The sequence below is a fragment of the Herpetosiphon llansteffanensis genome, from assembly GCF_003205875.1.
GTDB classification, from domain to species: Bacteria; Chloroflexota; Chloroflexia; order Chloroflexales; family Herpetosiphonaceae; genus Herpetosiphon; species Herpetosiphon llansteffanensis.
In genome coordinates, this window is record NZ_PUBZ01000080.1 from 34,103 (window position 1) to 51,576 (window position 17,474).

General features: G+C 50.6%; 15 protein-coding genes and 2 tRNA genes. 13 read left to right on the top strand and 4 right to left on the bottom strand.

From position 1 onward, the window contains the following. Nucleotides 1-56: 56 nt before the first annotated feature. From C5S61_RS06415 to queD, 3 genes are read right to left on the bottom strand one after another with little or no spacing between them, the layout of a single operon-like run. Entirely contained in the window at nucleotides 57-1,685 is a 1,629-nt protein-coding gene (locus C5S61_RS06415; RefSeq protein WP_110514234.1) for a flippase, read from the bottom strand. 21 nt (nucleotides 1,686-1,706) lie between these two features. Then, complete coding sequence (locus tag C5S61_RS06420) at nucleotides 1,707-2,399, bottom strand: 7-carboxy-7-deazaguanine synthase QueE (protein WP_110514235.1); 693 nt, start codon at nucleotides 2,397-2,399, stop codon at nucleotides 1,707-1,709. Next, nucleotides 2,396-2,797 carry a 6-carboxytetrahydropterin synthase QueD gene (gene queD / locus C5S61_RS06425; protein ID WP_110514301.1) on the bottom strand — a complete coding sequence of 134 codons (402 nt, stop codon included), beginning with the start codon at nucleotides 2,795-2,797 and terminating at the stop codon, nucleotides 2,396-2,398. Before queD ends, C5S61_RS06420 begins: the two co-directional genes overlap by 4 nt. 1,155 nt (nucleotides 2,798-3,952) lie before the next feature. Between queD and C5S61_RS06435 the strand changes: the two genes are divergently transcribed. The 13 genes from C5S61_RS06435 to C5S61_RS06495 all read left to right on the top strand — a co-directional run bounded on the left by C5S61_RS06435 (nucleotide 3,953) and on the right by C5S61_RS06495 (nucleotide 15,887). Continuing rightward, a tRNA-Pro gene (locus C5S61_RS06435) sits at nucleotides 3,953-4,029 on the top strand. An 18-nt stretch (nucleotides 4,030-4,047) separates the two neighbouring features. Continuing rightward, nucleotides 4,048-4,133: transfer RNA gene (locus tag C5S61_RS06440), tRNA-Leu, on the top strand. A 59-nt stretch (nucleotides 4,134-4,192) separates the two neighbouring features. Next, entirely contained in the window at nucleotides 4,193-5,947 is a 1,755-nt protein-coding gene (locus C5S61_RS06445) for a hypothetical protein (RefSeq protein WP_124033394.1), read from the top strand. A 5-nt stretch (nucleotides 5,948-5,952) separates the two neighbouring features. Continuing rightward, nucleotides 5,953-6,489 (top strand): methylated-DNA--[protein]-cysteine S-methyltransferase, encoded by a 537-nt coding sequence (locus C5S61_RS06450; protein WP_110514238.1) that lies wholly within the window; start codon nucleotides 5,953-5,955, stop codon nucleotides 6,487-6,489. Continuing rightward, nucleotides 6,486-7,052 carry a hypothetical protein gene (locus C5S61_RS06455; protein ID WP_110514239.1) on the top strand — a complete coding sequence of 189 codons (567 nt, stop codon included), beginning with the start codon at nucleotides 6,486-6,488 and terminating at the stop codon, nucleotides 7,050-7,052. Before C5S61_RS06450 ends, C5S61_RS06455 begins: the two co-directional genes overlap by 4 nt. Next, complete coding sequence (locus C5S61_RS06460; RefSeq protein WP_110514240.1) at nucleotides 7,042-8,436, top strand: acyl-CoA reductase; 1,395 nt, start codon at nucleotides 7,042-7,044, stop codon at nucleotides 8,434-8,436. Before C5S61_RS06455 ends, C5S61_RS06460 begins: the two co-directional genes overlap by 11 nt. A gap of 35 nt (nucleotides 8,437-8,471) precedes the next feature. Beyond that, nucleotides 8,472-9,611, top strand: a complete 1,140-nt coding sequence (locus C5S61_RS06465; protein ID WP_110514241.1) for an acyl-CoA dehydrogenase family protein — start codon at nucleotides 8,472-8,474, stop codon at nucleotides 9,609-9,611. 194 nt (nucleotides 9,612-9,805) lie between these two features. Then, the gene (locus tag C5S61_RS06470) at nucleotides 9,806-10,888 is read left to right on the top strand and encodes a CpaB family protein (protein WP_110514242.1); all 1,083 of its coding nucleotides are present in this window, start codon (nucleotides 9,806-9,808) and stop codon (nucleotides 10,886-10,888) included. A gap of 19 nt (nucleotides 10,889-10,907) precedes the next feature. After that, a complete protein-coding gene (locus C5S61_RS06475; protein WP_110514243.1) occupies nucleotides 10,908-12,161 on the top strand; it encodes a CpaE/TadZ family protein in 1,254 nt (417 codons plus the stop codon). An 18-nt stretch (nucleotides 12,162-12,179) separates the two neighbouring features. After that, entirely contained in the window at nucleotides 12,180-13,583 is a 1,404-nt protein-coding gene (locus tag C5S61_RS06480) for a TadA family conjugal transfer-associated ATPase (protein WP_110514244.1), read from the top strand. Between the two features lie 32 nt (nucleotides 13,584-13,615). Next, nucleotides 13,616-14,605, top strand: a complete 990-nt coding sequence (locus tag C5S61_RS06485) for a type II secretion system F family protein (RefSeq protein ID WP_110514245.1) — start codon at nucleotides 13,616-13,618, stop codon at nucleotides 14,603-14,605. A 14-nt stretch (nucleotides 14,606-14,619) separates the two neighbouring features. Further along, the gene (locus C5S61_RS06490; RefSeq protein WP_110514246.1) at nucleotides 14,620-15,525 is read left to right on the top strand and encodes a type II secretion system F family protein; all 906 of its coding nucleotides are present in this window, start codon (nucleotides 14,620-14,622) and stop codon (nucleotides 15,523-15,525) included. After that, nucleotides 15,525-15,887, top strand: coding sequence for a DUF192 domain-containing protein (locus tag C5S61_RS06495; protein ID WP_054535579.1), 363 nt, complete (start codon nucleotides 15,525-15,527; stop codon nucleotides 15,885-15,887). Before C5S61_RS06490 ends, C5S61_RS06495 begins: the two co-directional genes overlap by 1 nt. Before the next feature lie 34 nt (nucleotides 15,888-15,921). Here C5S61_RS06495 and C5S61_RS06500 read toward each other — a convergent pair whose 3' ends face one another. After that, nucleotides 15,922-17,430 (bottom strand): Ppx/GppA phosphatase family protein, encoded by a 1,509-nt coding sequence (locus tag C5S61_RS06500; RefSeq protein WP_110514247.1) that lies wholly within the window; start codon nucleotides 17,428-17,430, stop codon nucleotides 15,922-15,924. Nucleotides 17,431-17,474 lie beyond the last annotated feature (44 nt).

The following is a 17,474-nucleotide window of genomic DNA, read 5'->3' on the forward strand; positions in this document are numbered from 1 at the left end:
AAACCTACCCTTGCAGGGCTTTACTTTCGCCGTACCCCTAAAATTTGTCCTGTGGATTAATTTGAGGCTTGGGGACGTAATTTTTTGAGCATGCGGGCGGCTAGCTCGCGTTCGGTTTGGCCAATGCTGCCGCTAAACCATAAGCCAGCAGCATAGATCAATGCGGTTACCACTCCAGCCAAATAGACATTAATTGCCAGCAATAACCAGCCAACGCCACCAGCCACGAGCGCCGAAAGGACTGGCCGCCACAGTAGCCCAGCCAAATTTAGCGTAATTTTTTCGCGACGCAAGACCAACCACAGCGGCACAAACAACACCAACTCGGAAATAATGGTGATTGTGGCAGCAGCAAAATAGCTATATTGCGGGATGAGCCAAATATTCAAGCCCAAATTGACCATTGCGGTCAAGCCAAAGGCCTTGGTAATTGCCTGTTTCTTGCCCAAAGCAATGATGACATATTGCGTCAGGCCATTCAGATAGCTGCCCGGCAAATACCAAATCGTAATCATCAAGGCATAGACGCTACCTGGCAAATATTCAGGCTTATCGGCGAGCCATGTGGTGAGCGGCACGGCCACAATTGTTGCGATGACGGCGATGCCAAAGGCCAAATTGAGCAACATGCGCAAGGTTCCTGCATAGGCGCGGCTCATGCCAGCTCGATCATCGCCAGAACGCCGAATTAAGGTGGGGAAAATTGCATTGACCACGATTGGCGGCACAATTTGGGTAAAATTAATCAGTTTGTAGGCCACGCCATAGGTTGCCGTAACGACAAACCCATGGAAGGCGCTCAATAAAATCGTATCAAAACGAAAGAAAATCGTCATCAACAAACTATTGAGCAACAGCGGATAGCCTTCTTTGAGCAGCGGTTTGGCTGGCAAGGTTGGGCCACGCCATGCCACATCAGGGAAGAAACGGCGCATCGCCAGCCAAAATAACACGGCGCTGAGAACTGCCCCAGCCAAGGCTCCACTGGCAATCCCGATAATTCCAAAGCCCAAAACCAAGGCAATTAGGCGAAACGCTGCGCTGCCAATATTGGTCAGCAAATTAACGACCGCCGCAGCGACCAAGCGCTCGTGGCCTTGCAGCCATGCCGTGACACTGGCCGAAATTGCCGCTGGAAACAAGGTCAGCATTAAAATTGCCACAACCGTAATTTGCTCACGCGTCAGGCCAACCGCTGTGATCTTTGCCTCAGCCAAACCGTTATAAATGAGCACAAAAACGACGGCGATGGGCAGGGCGAGCACTGCAAAGCGCAGGCGTAGCCAGAGCGTTGTGCGAAAGGTTTGGGGCGCTTGACTTGGTTGACGTACAATCTCGTGAGTTGCGAGGACAGTTAAGCCCCAATCAGCAATCGTGCCAAAATAGCTCACCACGATTATCGCCGCGAAGTCGTAGGCTCCCACAGTTTCAATCGCCAAAAAGCGATACAGAATCATCGCAAAGACCAAATCGATCATGCGACTGGTCAGTTGCAGGGCAAAGGGAATGCTGGCATTACGGCCAATGGTGCTTAAATGATCTTCAGTTGCTTGGCGGGGCTTGCTCCAACGGCGAATTGCTGCCAAGGTTAAGCCCAATAAGCCAATCAGACCCAGACTAAATAAGCCTACCAGAATCCAACCGTTAACTGAAACTGTTGGCTGGCTTAGCAATCGTATTGCCACAGACAACTCCCTTGGAAGAACTTAGACAAGCCGTTTTTGGCCCCAGATCAGCACATGCATTTGGGGTAGCACGCGCACATTGAAGGCGCGCCATTCGGGCAATTGGGCGCGTTCGGCCAACCATTCGAGGGCGTGGCTATAATCGCGTTCAGCCCAACGGCCTTCTGGCTGCCAAATAATTGGCAATTGGGCTTCAGCAAACGCCTGATGTTCGCTGACAAATTGATGCAGTTGGGCTAAATCGCTCTCGCCAGTGATGACAAACTTCCATTGCTGGCGTTCTGCTGGCAATTGCATAAATTGGCGCAGCGGTTCGAGCCGCAGCATGCCGGTGTTGGCTCCAGCCAATTTTGGCGATAAGCTCCAGAGATTGATCTGCTCGATCAGTTCGGGGCGGAAAATGGTACTATTGGTTTCGACGGTTAGGTGATGGCCTGCTGCCCGCAAGGTTTGGGCGAGCGCTGGCAATTCGCGTTGTAACATTGGCTCGCCGCCAGTTAGCACAACATGGCGTGCGCCTTGCTCGGCAATGCGTTGGGCCAGCGTGGCAATTGGCAAATTTTCCCATTTGCCGCCTTCTTTGACGCTCCACGAATATTTGGTATCGCACCAGCTACAGCGCAAATTGCAGGCAAAAAAGCGCACAAACGTCGTTGGCACGCCCATCAAGGTGCCTTCGCCTTGAACCGAACGATAAACTTCCATCACATTCATGGCTGGGCCTCGCGTTCAGCACGGCTAATTTCGACGTAGCCGCTGGCGGTTTCCCACAAGCGCATGCGCCACAGCAGCGTGCCAAATTCCGGCGCTTGGTGTTCAAGCTCATCCCACATCCAATGAATGATATTTTCGGCGGTGCTTGGCAAACTCAAAAGATCGTTGAGATTATAGTGATCAACGCGGGCAATCAGAATTTCGTTGACCAGTTCTTTAATCTGTTCTAAATCGATGACCATGCCATCGTCGCTTTGGCCACGGGCAGGCTGAATCGGCCCACGCACGCTGACCTCGAGCAAATAGGAATGGCCATGTAAACGCGCACATTTGCCGCGATGGTTAGGGAGTTGATGGGCTGCTTCAAAGCGAAATTGTTTGGTTAGAATCGCGTACATATCATCTACTACGTGTTTAAATGGCAAAAAAAGCGCCAACGATTGACGCACATGGCTATTGTACCATGGGGATGCGGCAAGTAGAACATAGAGCATAGAACATAGAACATAGGAGCCTAAGGATGAATTATGAAGGATGAGGGATGAATTATGAAAGGGCTGGGGTTTAGGGGCGAGGTTTTTAACCCAGAGGCGCAGAGAACCGAAGGATGAAGGATGAGAGATGAAAACAAAAGTCAAAAGTCAGAAGTCAAAAATGAGGGATGAGGCTTTTGGCGCTCGGCTATGGGCTATCAGAACATCATTCGTGCAATTTGTGCAATTCGTGGCGAAAAAAATCTGTCCTTCGTGCGCTTCGTGTGCTTCGCGGTTAAAAAAAGACCATGAGATAAAGCAAATTCCAGATACTCAGGGTTAGACAACTTAAACTTACTAGCTGTAAAAATAGTATCAGATTATACTTACGTTTCGATTCTGGCCACTTGCGTTTAATTGAGCCTACCCAGAAAAATGCTGCCAAGGCTAAACAAATCAGACCACATAGGCTGAAAATCTGCCAGCCAATACCACCAGCATTTGAGTTTGCTCCAACATAAAAATCATCAATAATTTTGGATGTTTGATAACTAAAGAAAACTAGAGGTATTGAGATTATACATAAACATAGGTAAACAACCAGAATAATCTTTCTGATTCGGCTATTACCTCGTGGATTATTTGGCACGTGATAGCTCATCCATACCTCTAAATGAGCGCATAGAAAACGCTAAGCTTGAAGATTCATAGTTAACCAATAGCATAGCAGAATAATCCTGCTCATCTGTGTCAATCTGTGGCAAAACAACTTAACCTTCGTACGATTTAGATCACATTCTTAACGCAGAGGCGCAGAGAACGTATGGCTCTAGGCTGATGTCTATCGGAGATTGCTTGAAATGGCAACAATTGTTCCGATAGCCAAACGCCAAAAGCCCATAGCACCATTCCCCTTCGCGTGCTTCGCGGTTTCTAGCCTTCGTGCCCTTCTTGGCTAAAAAATCCCCTCCTCACCGATCCCCAACCCCCAACAACCAGCCCCCGATCCTCCAATTTGACAAGGATCAGCTTTCGTGGTAATCTAATGCGGCTGTCGTGACTGAGAGCCAAAGAACTTGACGGGGCGTGGCGCAGCCCGGTAGCGCACTTGAATGGGGTTCAAGAGGTCCCGCGTTCGAATCGCGGCGCCCCGACCAGTTAACAACATCAAGCAAGCCGAAGTGGCGGAATGGCAGACGCGATGGTCTCAAAAACCATTGAGGGCGACCTCATGTGGGTTCGACTCCCACCTTCGGCACCAAATCGATCAACTGTGTATAATGTACACAGTTGATTTTTTTTGTTTACGAGGTTGTTAATTTGCGTAAATTAGGTTTATTGCTGTTATTCTTGTTTGGCTTCGTTACTCCTGCGCCTGCTACTCCCGATGCCCCAACTGCCCAGCCAAGCGCGATCACGCCGTGGGGCATTAATGGCTACCTCACCAAAAACGAGCGTATTACCACTGGCGATAATGTGCCGCTGCTAGCCCAAAAAATGGCCCAATCGGGCGCGCATTGGTCGCTCGAAGAATTGCCATGGGCCGAAATCGAGCCAAATAATGGCAATTTTCGCACCAGCTACGATAGCCGCATCAAAACTGTCGCCGATGCCAACCTTGGGATTATCGGCATGTTGCTGACCACGCCAGCTTGGGCGCGCGAGGCTTCGTGCGCTGGCAACAATAACTATTGGTGTCCGCCAAGCGATCCCGCGCAGTATGCAGAGTTTGCTGCTTGGATGGTCGAGCGCTACGATGGCGATGGGTTTAACGATGCGCCTGGCTCACCACGCATTGCCGCTTGGCAAATTTGGAACGAGCCGAATTTTCTCGAAACGTGGAGTTCAATCAATAATAATGAAGCCTTTCGCCGTCGCCGCTATGGCGAAATTTTGGTTGCTTCGTATAACGCAATTAAGCAAGCTGACCCTACGGCGATTGTTGTGGCTGGCGGGGTGTATGTGTTCGATAGTTTTAGCGATGGGCTTGAGTTTCTCAATGGCGCAAATGGTGCGTTTCGCCAAGTGCCTGCGGCCAAAAATAGCTTCGATGTGCTGGGGATTCACCCCTACATGCCAACTATCGCCCCCGATTCGATTGGCACGTTTGCAACCGTCACTTTAGAAGGCCGTTTGCTCAACACCCGCAATTGGCTAACGAATGATATTGGCCGCCCCAACGCCCCAATTTGGATCACTGAGATTGGTTGGTGCACCAGCCCTGGCTCGGCTAGTTGCCCCGTGGTGAGTGCCGAAAATCAAGCTCGCTACCTGATTCGCAGCTTTGTGATTGCCCAACAAATGGGCGTGCAACATATTAATTGGTTGCAGCTTGAAGATGCCTTCAATGGCGGCCACCCCTTCAGCGGCTCAGAGTTACTTAATGCTTTAAATACGCCTGAACCAGAAAAACAAGCTTACAAAGCCTTCCAAACCATGGCCTATCTTTTGACCACCGCTACGCCACTGGGGCCGCGTGCTGGTGTACATACCCACAATTACGTTGGCAATGGCAATAATACTGGCGGTGTGTATGCCTATCGCTATAGCCGTGGCAGCACCGAAATCGATGTGCTGTGGACTCCTGGCGCGAATACCACGATTCAATTTCCGCTGACTGCGGGCAAACAGTGGATTTTCCGCACTCGCAATAATCAAACATTCTCTCCACCGATTAATGGCACGACTGCCAGCATTGTGCTTACCAACGATCCGATTTTTATTGTGCAAAAAACGCCTGCGAGTATCAACATTCAGACTTCAGTGAATTTATTGGCTGAAGTTGGCGGCGGCGAGGCAGCGGCGAATATTCCGCTCAGCAATGGCGATAGCGAAACCGCACTCGATTGGACGATTAGCAATGTCTCTGCTGGCCTGAGCGTTACACCAAGCAGCGGTAACCTCGTTGGCACAACCAATTTGACGATCAGGGCACAAGTTGGTAGCCTAAGCAGCGGAACCTATACCTATCAGTTTCGGGTTAATGGCAATGGTTTGGCTCCCCGCACGGTTCAAGTAACGCTGCGGGTCGTGAATCAACTTGATCCAGTCTATTTGCCGCTCGTTAGAAAATAGCAGCTATGGCGATCGATTACCTTATTCAAACCACCACTTTTGGGCGTTTGCTCCTCGCAGCAGCGCCCGAAGGCTTGTTGTTGGCCAGTTTTGCCGACGACGATAGTGAGTTGTTGGCTGAATTAACCGAAACTCACCCCGATCGTTTGCTGATCTATCGCGCAAATTCGCTGCTTGAACAGGCCATTGAACAATATCAAGCCTATTGTTCCGGCCAACGCAGCCAATTTAGCTTGCCGATTGCGTGGCAAGGTTCGGCGCAACAGCAAGCAATTTGGCACCAGTTAATCCAAATTCCCTATGGCCAACAATGGTCGTATCAACAATTGGCTGAGCTATTGCCACGGCCCTACCACGCAGCCTATGCGATCAATCAAGCGCTGCGCAGCAATCCTTTGGCCTTGATAATTCCCTGTCATCGGCTAAAAAGTTCACCGCATGGGCTTGGCTACTATCGCTGGGGCCGCAGCCGCCAACAACAACTGCTTGCGCGTGAAGCAATTCCGGTTACTGCTAAATATTCTATGGAGATGATGTCATGATTGTTGGACGCTTGCCTGATGTGCCGCTCGATGCCGATTTGCCAATGAGCGCGAGCCTAATCTCCCAAGGATTAGAACATTATCAAGCAGTTGCCCGCTGGATTGCGACCCTGCCGTTTGGCCGTAACACCAATCCGCTTGATTGGCGCTTGGTTGTTAGCGAAAAACGGGGAACAAGCAGCACCAAACATGCCTTCTTGGCCGAGTTGGCGCGCGAATTGGCGTTGCCCATTAATTTGTATTTTGGCATTTATTTGATGGATGGCAAGAATACGCCCGGGGTTGGCCAAACCTTGGAATCAAATAAACTGAGCGCGATTCCCGAAGCGCATTGTTTTTTGCGCTATGGCCGCTGGAATATCGATGTAACGCGTTCTGCAAACGCTGAACCAATTTTGCAATTTTTTGAAGAGCAACAAATTACGCCCGATCAAATTGGCGATTACAAACGCACGGTGCATCGCAATTTTCTGTTGAAATGGGCTACCAGCCAAGGTCTGAGCCTCACCAAAGCATGGGCCATTCGCGAGGCATGTATGGCCGCGCTAACCCATGAGCGTTAAATTGCCAACTTGGTGTTTGCCACCAACATTTGCTTGGCCCCAATCCAGCCAACAATTTGGCTCGCTGAGCTTGCCAATTCTTCAGCCAAGCCCCAGCCAAATGCTGCAACTTGCCGAACGTTTGCGTGCCAGCGCCATAACGCTGCAACGGCTGCCAATCGCCAAGATTGTCGAGGCAATTGATCGAGCTGCAGCGCAATGGCTTGCACCAGATTATGCGCCGCGTCAGCAATTACTCAATCAACTGCCCCAAATTAATGGCTACAACCAAGCCATGCTGAGCGCTGTACTCGACCGCATGCTGGCCGATTGGCGTGCGCCGCAGCTTTGGCAACGCCTCAATGAGCAATTTGGCGATCCGTTGCTGCTCGATGGCTGGCGACCAAGCGTGGTTGGCGAAAGTCGTGTGCTTGGGCCACGCCTAACTTGGCATATTTGCGCTGGCAACGTGCCCGGGGTTGCGCTTCAAAGCTTGATCGATGCACTCTTGGTTAAGTCGCCAAGCTTGGTGAAAGTGGCGCGGGGTGAGCCATTATGGGCAGCGGCATTTGCCACCAGCCTGATCGAACAACTGCCAGAGCTTGCTGATAGTATCGCGGTACTTTGGTGGAGCGGCGGCGAGCAAGCGCTCGAAGCGCCAATTTTGGCCACGACCGAGGCAATTATTGCCAACGCCAGCGACGAAGCAATTGCGGCAGTGCGTCAGCGTAGCCCAGCCCACATTCGCTGGCTTGATTATGGCTCGCGCTACTCATTTGGTTATCTTAGCCAAAGCATGTTTGCTGCGCCAGATTTGGCTGAAATTGCCGATAATTTGGCTGCCGATAGTGTCATGCTTGAGCAACAAGGCTGTGTCTCGCCGCAAGCATTGTTTGTCGAAGCACCGAATGCTGCTCAATTGAGCCAGCTTGCAGCGCTATTGAACCAAAGCTTGGCTACGATGAGCCAGCGTTATCCGGCGAGTGATTCAATCATTGCTGCTACGCGGCGCAGTGCTGATGAATATGAGTGGCAAGCGCTGAGCGGCCAACCAATTCAGCTTTTGAGTGCGCCCGAGTTGCCATGGCTGGTGGTGGTGGATCAAGGCGAATCGTTGCCAACAACGACTGGGCGGCTGCTCAAGCTCGTGCCAGTCGCCGATTTTGGCGAGCTTGAGCAGCGATTAAGCCCATTGCGTCAGCATTTGCAAAGTGCTACGCTGGTATGTAGCAGCGAGCAGCGAGCCGAATTGGCTGAAGCGCTTGCGACCATCGGCGTAGTGCGGATTTGCCATGCTGGGCAACAGGCGTTTCCGCAGGCAGCCTGGCATCATGATGGGCGCGACCCACTACGCAGTTTAGTCCGTTGGATCGATGGAGAACGATCGAGCCATCTTCACCTATAATTAAGCAGTAATTCGACACATTTGGAGGAATCAACGTGGATTTCAAGCTCTCGGACGATCAGGAATTTATGCGCAAGGCAGCTCGCGAATTTGCCGAAGGTGAAATTCGGTCAACAGTTGCTGAGCGTGATGAGCATAAAATTTGGCCGACCGACATTGTGCAAAAGATGGGCAAGTTGGGTTTTATGGGCGTTGCAATCGATGAAGCCTATGGTGGGGCTGGCCTTGATTACATCTCCTATGCAATTATGATCGAGGAACTTTCGCGGGTTGATGCCTCAGTTGGGGTGATTGCCTCGGTCAATAATTCGCTAGTATGCGCTGGGATTGAAAAGTTTGGCACTGAAGAACAAAAGCGCGATATTCTGACCCCATTGGCCAGCGGCCAACAGCTTGGCGCGTTCTCGCTCTCGGAGCCTGGCGCTGGCTCAGATGCAGCAGCCCAAAAAACCCGCGCTGTTGAAGATGGCGATTATTATGTGATTACCGGCACCAAAAACTGGGTCACCAATGGCTCGAAAGCCAACACCATTTTGTTGATGGCCATGACTGCGCCAGAAAAAGGCGTAAAAGGTATCAGCGCCTTTTTAGTCGACACCAGCGAGCCTGGGGTTTCGGTGCTCAAAGTTGAAGATAAATTGGGCATTCGTTCGGCGCAATCGGCCCAAATGTCCTATGATGAGCTGCGGGTGCACAAAAGCCGCATGCTTGGCCAACCAGGCGAAGGCTTCAAAATAGCCATGACCATCTTGAATGGTGGGCGGATTGGGATTGCCTCGCAGGCGTTGGGGATTGCCCAAGGAGCCTATGAAGCAGCCTTGGATTATGCCAAAGTCCGCGAGCAATTTGGCCAATCGATTATCAACTTCCAAGCGGTGGGCTTTACCTTGGCCGATATGGCGACGCGGATCAAAGCAGCGCGTATGTTGACCTATCATGCTGCCTGGCTCAAAGACCAAGGTGAAAACTACATTGCAGCGGCGGCGATGGCCAAAGTCAATGCCTCGGAAACTGCCATGTGGACGGCCACCAAAGCCGTGCAAATCTTCGGCTCGAATGGCTACTCGAAAGAATATCCCGTCGAGCGCTACTTCCGCGATGCCAAGATTACCGAAATCTACGAAGGCACCAGCGAAATTCAACGCTTGGTTATTTCACGTGAGATTGCCAAATAAACTTCTGATAAAGAACCAGCATGCCCAATGCTGGTTCTTTATTTAACCGATCTTTAATCAATTGGCTGCTTGATCTGATTGCAAAGCTGTGATGAACAGTTGATCGATCGTGTATAATAGCCGCGAACCTCACCATAAAACGGGGGCACGCTTGCCTCACGAGCTCCCAATATTGTTTCGGAGGACGTATTTTTATGCGCCAAAACTCAGCTCTGGGCATGATTATTGCCATCGTTGTTTTGATTGCAGCACTTGCTGGTGGTTATGTGTATTTCAGCAAGGACATGGCCAACCAACCAGGTGATCCTTCATTAGTCGAGCCAACCGCTTTGCCTATTCCCAACGTTAGGGTTTTAGAAGCGGCGACGGATATTGACGCTAACAAGTTAATTGGCAGCGATCTTGAGCAATATTTTAATGTTGTTGAAGTTCAGCCCACCGAAGTTACCCCCGATGATGTGCTTGAAGCAGAATTTTTCAGCGCAGTTCAAGGCAAAGTAACGACCTCCAGCATTCTTGGTGGCGAGCGGATCAAAAAATCGGCCTTCCGTAACGCAGGGATTGCCGAAAAATTGCCAACCCCAGAACCAGGTGCCGAATCGCCCAAAGCCTATAACTTATTTGTGAGCGATATTGGTGGGATTGTTGCTGAAGGCAACAGCATTGATATTGTTGGCAGCTATAGCCTTGAGCAACCCTACTTGCGCTTCGGGGCAGCTAGCCAAGGTGTTATCACCCTCGTTGATGAAAAATATCTCGACATCAGCACCCATGTGCTTGCCCAAAACGTCCGGGTACTAAAAGTTGTTGCACCGCCATTAGTTTCGCCTGATGGTCAACCAACTGGTGCGGCTCCAGCTGCGGCCCAACCAACGGTTGAGGTTGTGGTTGATGGTGTTCCTGCTCAGCCACAACCAACCCCAGAACCTGTCTTCAACCAAGGTTCACAATGGCAAATTGTGGTTGCCTTAACGGCGCAACAAGTTGAGATTTTGGAATATACAAAAGCCAAAACTGGTAGTACACTAAATGTAGTCGTGCGGCGCGCTGATGATCAAGATGACCAAATTGTAACAACTGGGGTGACGATGGACCTGTTGATGCGCTTATATGGTGTATCACAAGTCTATGCTCAACCAAACATGATTGTGAAACTGTTGGATGCTCCTGCACCACCACAGCCACCACAACAACCACCAGTTGTCATTCCATTCCCATTGCCCAACGCACCACAAACACAACCATTGCCAACAGCAGTGCCAACTCAAACGCCTTAATACAACCAAGGAGAATTGCATGGCTGAGTCCGATAAAATTCGCGTACTAATTGTTGACGATATTGCAGATACTCGTGATAACCTCGAAAAATTATTGTTTTTTGAGAAGGATATGCAAGTTGTTGGCAAAGCGGCAACAGGGCGCGAGGCCGTGACGCAGGCCAAGCAAATTCAACCCGATGTTGTCTTGATGGACATTAACATGCCCGATATGGATGGCATTGCAGCAACTGAGGCCATCATGGCGCAGGTGCCCAACACGCAAGTTATTATGATGAGCGTGCAAGGCGAAACCGATTATCTGCGCCGTGCAATGTTGGCTGGTGCCCGTCAGTTTCTTACCAAGCCTGTTGGTGGCGATGAACTTGCTGGTAGTATCCGCGAAGTCTATCGTCTGCAACAAACCCAACGCCGCTTTGTGGTTGCGGCGCAACAGGTTGAAGAAGCTGACCAATCAACCGGCCAAATTATTGCTGTCTATAGCCCCAAAGGTGGCACCGGCAAGAGTGCAATCGCTGCCAACTTAGCGGTTGCCTTAAAGCTGTTGCCTGGTAACCGTAAAATTTGTTTGGTTGACGCAAGTTTGCTGTTTGGCGATATTGCGGTGATGTTCAACATCAATAGCAACAAAACGATTAACGATCTTACCTCGCGGATCGATGATCTCGATAAAGATTTAATGAATGATGTGATGACCACCCACGCTTCGCAAATCAAGATTCTGCTGGCTCCTGCCAACCCGCAAATGGGTGAGTTGGTAACAGCTGATCATGTGCGAACAGTGCTCGAGGCCTTGCGCCGCGAATACGATTACGTGGTCGTCGACACACAATCATCGTTCCAAGACCAAACCATGGCGGTGCTTGATGCAGCCCATCGGATTGTCTTGCTGATGACGATGGAACTCTCGTCGATTAAGAATATTCGCCAGTTTCTGGAAGTTGCCGAGTTGCTTGGCTACAACGACGAAAAGCTGGTTTTGGTCTTGAACAAAGCCGACGCTAAATTTGGCATTCGGGTTGATCAAGTCGAGGCGAATATTCAACATAAGGTTGCGGCCCAAATTGGTAATGCACCCTTTGAAATGGTCAACGCGATTAACCGCGGCGTACCATTAATTATCGATCAGCCACGCCATCAGATCTCAATTGATGTTGCTAATCTCGCCTATCTGATCTCAGGCACAACCCGCACCAGTCGCGAAGGTGCCCGCCCACAGCAACCGAAAAAAGAAGAACCCAAGGGTCTCTTCGCTCGATTAACCAAACGTTAGACGCATGGAGGGTGGCTTATGTCGCTCCTAAAGCGTATTGCAGGAAATACGTCCCCATCCTCGGCTTCCGAACCTACAGCAGCAGCACAACCAAGTGCTGCTGCCACACGCCCTGATGGAGCTATTCCGCGCTCTGCTGCAGTTTCTTCACAAGATCGTCTGCTTGACGTTCGCCATCGAGTCCAGCGCCGCTTGACCGAAGAAGTTCGTGATGTCAACAGCACGAATGAAACCAAAATCCGCCAAACAGTCGAAGATCTCTTGAGCACCGTTCTCGATAGTGAAAATATCGTGCTCAGTCGGGTTGAACGCCTCCAATTAGTCGAATCGCTGATGTCCGATATCGTTGGGTTGGGGCCGCTCGATTCACTGCTCAAAGACGATAGCATCTCGGAAATTATGGTCAACGGGCCAAATAAGATTTACATTGAACAACGGGGCAAGCTGACGCTTTCGGGCACAACCTTCATCGATGATGAACATGCGATGCGGGTGTTGTATCGGATTGTTTCGCCGCTTGGCCGCCGGGTCGATGAAAGCTCGCCCATGGTCGATGCGCGGCTTAAAGATGGCTCGCGGGTTAACGCTGTTATTCGGCCAATTTCCTTGATTGGGCCAGTTATAACCATTCGTAAATTTTCCAAAAAACCGCTTGGGCCTGAAGACCTTGTGCGGTTTGGCGCAATTAGCCGTGAGATGATGGATTTTCTTTCGGCAAGTGTTCGCGCTCGGATTAACGTTGTGGTCTCTGGCGGTACTGGTTCGGGCAAAACAACCTTGTTAAATGTGCTTTCTTCGTTTATCCCTGAAGACGAGCGCTTGATTACGGTTGAAAACGCTGCCGAATTGCAACTCCAGCAAGATCACGTTATCTCGCTCGAATCGCGCACTGCCAATATTGAAGGCAAGGGCGAAATTTCGATCAACGATTTAATTATCAACTGCTTGCGGATGCGGCCTGAGCGGATTATCGTCGGCGAATGTCGCGGCGGTGAGACCTTGGCAATGTTGCAAGCCATGAACACTGGCCACGAAGGTTCAATGACAACCTTGCACGCCAATACGCCCCGTGACGCGATTGCGCGGATCGAAACTATGTGTTTGATGTCGGGGATGGATTTGCCGCTGAAAGCTATTCGCGAACAAGTTGCTTCGGCGATTGAGTTAATTGTGCAACAAGCGCGGCTTAAAGATGGTTCGCGGCGGGTTATGGCCATTTCGGAAGTAACTGGCATGGAAGGCGATCTGGTGGTGCTGCAAGATATTTTTGTCTTTGAGCAAACCGGTCTCGATGAACGTGGTAAGATTGTAGGGTCGTTGCGGCCAACTGGCGTTCGACCACGCTTCCTTGATCGCTTTGAAGCCTTGAATATTTACCTACCACCCAACGTCTTTGGCAATAGTTCAGAGCGCTTTTACTAACCGGCATTACTCGCTAGAAAGGAACTAGGGCCATGGAAAATTTACCACCATGGAGCATTCCCGCCCTAATTGCGATCGTCCTCTTTGTGGCTGGGGCCATTATCTATCGCAAACTCAGGGAAACGAAAGCCAATTCAGTTGATGGCCGGCTCGCAACGTTTGCCGAGCGTAGCCGCAACCCAAACGATACGAACGAACGCGGCATGAGTGCCTTGGCCAGCAGAGTTGATTCGATGGTCAACCGCGGCCAAAAAGGCTCAGATTTGGCCCGCGATTTAGCCCAAGCCGACCTTAAATTAACCGTGACCGAATTCGTTATGATGAAATTCGCCTCGGTGATTGTGTTTGCCTTGTTTGGGGTGTTCCTTGGTCGGGCCAATTTCTTAGCAGTTGTGGCCTGTGGGGTGGTTGGGGCAATTATCGGCTTTATCGTCCCCGATAAAGTTGTGAGTTTTAAGCAAAATTCACGGCTCAAAGCCTTTAATAATCAATTAGGCGATACAGTTGGTTTGTTGGCCAACTCGCTGCGCTCTGGCTATAGTCTGCTCCAGTCAATGGATTTGGTCTCGCGCGAAGCACCACCACCAATCTCGGTTGAGTTTCGGCGCGTGGTTCAAGAGGTTGGTTTAGGCCTTTCGCTTGAGGATGGCATGAATAACCTCTTGCGGCGGGTTCCCAGCGAAGACCTTGATTTGATGGTTTCGGCAATTAATATTCAAGCTGAAGTTGGGGGCAACTTAGCTGAGATCCTCGATACGATTGCCCACACAATTCGTGAACGGGTTCGGATCAAAGGCCAAATTCGGGTGCTTACCTCGCAGGCTCGCTATTCAGGCTACGTGGTTACGTTGTTGCCAATTTCGATTGCAATTATTATTACCATGCTTAACCCTGATTATATGGCCCCATTGATGACCATTGGCATGCCACCCGATGCATGGTGCTGTATGCCCGTCTGTAGCGCAATGATGATGATTGCAGGTTTCTTTGCAATCAAAAGCATTGTTAATATTGAAGTCTAAAGGGGGAGCTTGCTATGCCCTTCGTTATTGGCTTAGTTATTCTGGTCATTATCTGTGCAGTTGGCTTTATGGTGCTCAATCAGCGCCGCCAAACTGATACTGTCTCAAACCGCCTTGCTCAATTTACTGAGCGCTCCATGAATCTTGAAGATCTGGAGTTGCAGTTGCCCTTTATGCAACGGATTGTCACGCCAATACTGAACAGTGTTTTTGTGAAGCTTGGCCAGTCTGGCAAGGGTAACGATAAACTGCGAACGAACTTAATGCTCGCAGGCAACCCTGGCAATCTGACCCCAACAATGTTTACCGGGATGCGGATTTTTCTGGGCCTGGCCTTGTTTGGGATTATCTTCTTGGTCTGTATGTTGGCCGATGCTGAAACGCTCAGCACGCTTCAATGGTCGGGAGTCGGCGGCGCATTAGGCTTTTTGCTGCCAGCCATGTGGCTTGGTCGCCAAATCAAAAAGCGCCAAAAAACCATTCTCAAAGCCTTGCCCGATGCGCTCGACTTGCTTTCAATTAGCGTTACCGCTGGTTTGGGCTTCGATGCTGCACTCCAACGGGTTGCTGAAAAATGGGATAACGAGTTGTGTCGCGAGTTCCGCCGCGCACTTTCCGACATTCGCTTAGGTACGCAGCGCCACGAAGCCTTCCGTGCGATGACGGTTCGGACTGGGGTTGATGACCTGACCTCGTTTGTTTCAGCGGTTATTCAAGCAGACCAACTTGGGGTGAGCATGGGTAAAATGCTCAAAATTCAATCCGACCAATTGCGTTTGCGCCGCCGCCAACGCGCCGAAGAAGAAGCCCAAAAAGCACCAATTAAAATGCTCTTTCCGTTGGTGTTCTTGATCTTCCCTTCAATGTTTGTGGTTATCTTGGGGCCAGCAGTGCCACGCTTGCTTGGTGGTGGCCTCTAGTGTCGCAACACGCCATTCGCAATCTAACGCGCAATAGCAACTTGGTGGAATATGCTGAGTTTGCGAATAGCTTTTTGAGCCGTGGCATGGGCTTGATGGGGCGCAAGAATTTGCCAGCTAACACTGGCTTAATTCTGTATCCCAACAACAATATTCATATGTTCTTTATGCGCTTTGCCATCGATGTGATTTTTGTTGATCGTCAACATCAGGTGGTTGGGCTGCGCGAGAACTTCAAGCCTTGGCGACCATTTGCTGGTGCTGCCAAAGCTCGCTATACCCTCGAATTGCCGGTTGGGGTTATTCAACAATCGCAGACCCAACTGGGCGATCAATTAGCAGTTATTCCTGCTATTTTCTAGCGCATAGCCCTAGCAACAACCTGCTTTGCTAGGGCTATTCAATTACTACCTCAACTCCATAGGCTTTGCGAAATAAATTGGTCTTGCGGTTTGCATCCCAAATCTCAATCGAGGCATCGCCAACCGCTTGCACGCTGATTCGCACCTGCTGCTTCTCGATTTTGCAAACCACAGCCTGCACTACTTGGCTCTTTGAGCGCTCAAGGTATTCGGCAATGCGTAAGAGCGCACTTAATTTGCCCAACCGCTCAAGATCGCCATCAGCCAACACGCCACCTAACCCAGCGTCAGTCACCCCACCTTTGCGATGGTGCCTGGTTAAGAGGCCAATCAGCGCCATTTCGCGATGCGTATAGCCATTCAGCATCGAGTTGAGAATCAAATACAGGCCATGTTTGTGATGATCGTAGAAATTGACCGCTACGCCAATATCATGGACCATGGTTGTTGCTTCGAGCAATTCGCGCTCCCATGCGCCATAGCCATGCAAACTTTGCAGTTGGTCAAACAGCGACAGGCTTAACTCGCGCACTTTGGCCACATGCACCACGTTGTAGCCATAAATACGAGCTAAATTTGCCACCGAAAACTGGCGCACATCGCTCAGCAAGGGGGGCTGTGAGCCACGTAAAAAGTGCTCGTAGAAAATACCATCACGCAGGCCATGGCCACAAATCCACAAGCTATCAGCGCCACAACGCTGCATCAAAGCCCGAATTAACAGCACTCCGGCGGTAATTACATCGGCGCGATCATTATTTAAGCCTTCGAGTTGTTCTCGCTCGTTGCGATTGAGTTTGCTCAAACGGGTGGCCCATTCGTCGACCCGTTGCAGCGACATCGTATAGCCATGAACAATATCAAGCGGATAGCGCTGCGCTCGTTGCTCGAGTTTGGCAAGGTTGCGCACCGTGCCGCCAACGCCAATTAATGGTAATTTGCTGCCTTGGGGTCGAAACCAATCCAGCCCTGCCAAGGCTTCGTCGACGTGGCGATCGAGCGCTTTGAGTTCTGCTTTGCTGGGGGTGTCGCTGCGCAGAATTTGCTCGGTGAGGCGCACCGTGCCAAGTGGCAACGATGTTGTGTTGGCTAGCCCGCGACCGCGCACCAAGGCCAATTCGACGCTGCCGCCGCCAATGTCAAACATAAAGCCATTGCTTACGCCAAGCGTATTGATCATGCCGAGGTAGCTGTAGTAGGCTTCTTCATCGCCGCTGAGCACACGTAAATCGAGGCCGGTTTCTTCTTTAACTTGAGCTAAAAAGCTGGTTTGATTGGCTGCATCGCGGACGGCGCTGGTTGCCACTGCCACGACTTCGTTCACGCCCATAGCGCGGCAGAAATTGCCAAACATGCGCAGGGTTTCAATCGCTTTGGCAATTGGCTGGGCTTGGAGTTGATTATCGGAGCCAACATTATGCGCCAGCCGCACATTTTCCTTCACTTCTTCAACCAATTTGAAGGAATGATGCGGCTGATATTGCACCACAATCATGCGAGCGGTGTTGGAGCCAAGGTCAATAATCCCGACGTGTTGGGTCATTATAGTTCTCCTCGACAACGCCTAGCATGCTGTTTTCGGGCTTG